This window comes from Paenibacillus sp. CFBP13512, assembly GCF_005233705.1.
GTDB classification, from domain to species: Bacteria; Bacillota; Bacilli; order Paenibacillales; family Paenibacillaceae; genus Saccharibacillus; species Saccharibacillus nuruki.
Window position 1 is genome coordinate 1 of sequence record NZ_QGAD01000042.1, and the last position, 1922, is coordinate 1922.

General features: G+C 44.6%; 1 protein-coding gene. It reads right to left on the reverse strand.

Annotation, left to right across the window (positions count from 1 at the left end):
- Positions 1-1922: beta strand repeat-containing protein (locus tag PaeCFBP13512_RS23325; RefSeq protein WP_161594356.1), on the reverse strand; the 1922-nt coding region annotated here is incomplete at both ends.

Sequence of the window (1922 nt, forward strand, 5' to 3'; positions counted from 1 at the left end):
ACCTGTAATATCTGTCAATGCTGCGCTTGGTGTTGGTGTCGTTGGAATGTCAATGCCGCTGTATGGCAATGTTGTAATTTCAGTTTCGGTTCCATTAATGTTCACTCGTACTGACAATTCCCCTTGAGCATTCGGGAATGTAAATACGATTTGTGCTGTTCCATTACTTCCGGCTACTGCTGTTCCTAAAACGTTGTTGTCTGCGTCGTATACTTTCACCACTTCGCCTACTGCTACTCCTGTGATATTGACGGTTCCTTGATCACCTGTGATGTCTGATAATGTTGCGCTTGGTGTTGGTGTCGTTGGAATATCAATACCGCTGTATGGTAAGGACGCAACTTCAGTTTCCAATCCATTTGTCGTTACTCGCACTGACAATTCTCCTTGAGCATCTGGGAATACAAATGTCAATGTTACTTGTCCGCTTCCATCTGCTGTTCCTGTAGCAAGCAATTCATTATTAGCACTATAAATATTGACTGGAGCTGCTGCTGTAACACCAGTAATTCTTACTGTTCCTCGATCACCGATGATATCTGTAATTACAGCATCAGGTGTTGGTGTCGTTGGAATGTCAATTCCACTGTATGGCAATGTTGTAATTTCGGTCTCGGTTCCATTGATGGTTACTCGTACTGACAATTCTCCTTGTGCATCTGGGAATGTAAATACGATTTGTGCTGTTCCATTACTTCCGGCTACTGCTGTTCCTAATACATTGTTGTCTGCGTCGTATACTTTCACCACTTCGCCGACTGCTATTCCAGTGATGTTCACTGTTCCTTGGTCACCTGCGATGTCTGACAATACAGCATCAGGCGTTGGTGTCGTTGGAATGACAACTCCACTGTATGGTAATGTTGCGATTTCTGTGTCCGTTCCATTGATGTTCACTCGTACTGACAATTCCCCTTGTGCATCTGGGAATGTAAATACGATTTGTGCTGTTCCATTACTTCCAGTTACGGCTGTGCCTAGAGCGTTGTCGTCTGCGTCATATACTGTTACCGTTTCGCCGACTGCCACTCCTGTAATATTGACCGTTCCTTGATCACCTGTAATATCTGTCAATGCTGCGCTTGGTGTTGGTGTCGTTGGAATGTCAATGCCGCTGTATGGCAATGTTGCAATTTCCGTTTCCGTTCCATTAATAACTACTCGTACTGACAATTCCCCTTGTGCATTCGGGAATGTAAATACGATCTGTGCTGTTCCATTACTTCCTGCTACTGCTGTTCCTAGTACATTGTCGTCTGCATCGTATACTTTGACGACTTCGCCAACAGCTACTCCAGTAATGTTCACTGTTCCTTGATCACCTGTGATATCTGTCAATGCTGCGCTTGGTGTTGGTGTTGTTGGAATATCAATGCCACTGTATGGTAACGTTGCGATTTCCGTTTCCGTTCCATTAATGTTCACTCGTACTGACAATTCCCCTTGAGCATTCGGGAATGTGAATACGATTTGTGCTGTTCCATTACTTCCGGCTACTGCTGTTCCTAATACGTTGTTGTCTGCGTCGTATACTTTCACCACTTCGCCGACTGCTATTCCAGTGATGTTCACTGTTCCTTGGTCACCTGCGATGTCTGTCAATGCTGCGCTTGGTGTTGGTGTCGTTGGAATGTCAATTCCACTGTATGGCAATGTTGTAATTTCAGTTTCGGTTCCATTAATAACTACTCGTACTGACAATTCCCCTTGTGCATTCGGGAATGTGAATACGATTTGTGCTGTTCCATTACTTCCGGCTACTGCTGTTCCTAATACATTGTTGTCTGCGTCGTATACTTTTACGACTTCTCCGACTGCCACTCCTGTGATATTGACCGTTCCTTGATCACCTGTAATATCTGTCAATGCTGCGCTTGGTGTTGGTGTCGTTGGAATGTCAATGCCGCTGTATGGCAATGTTG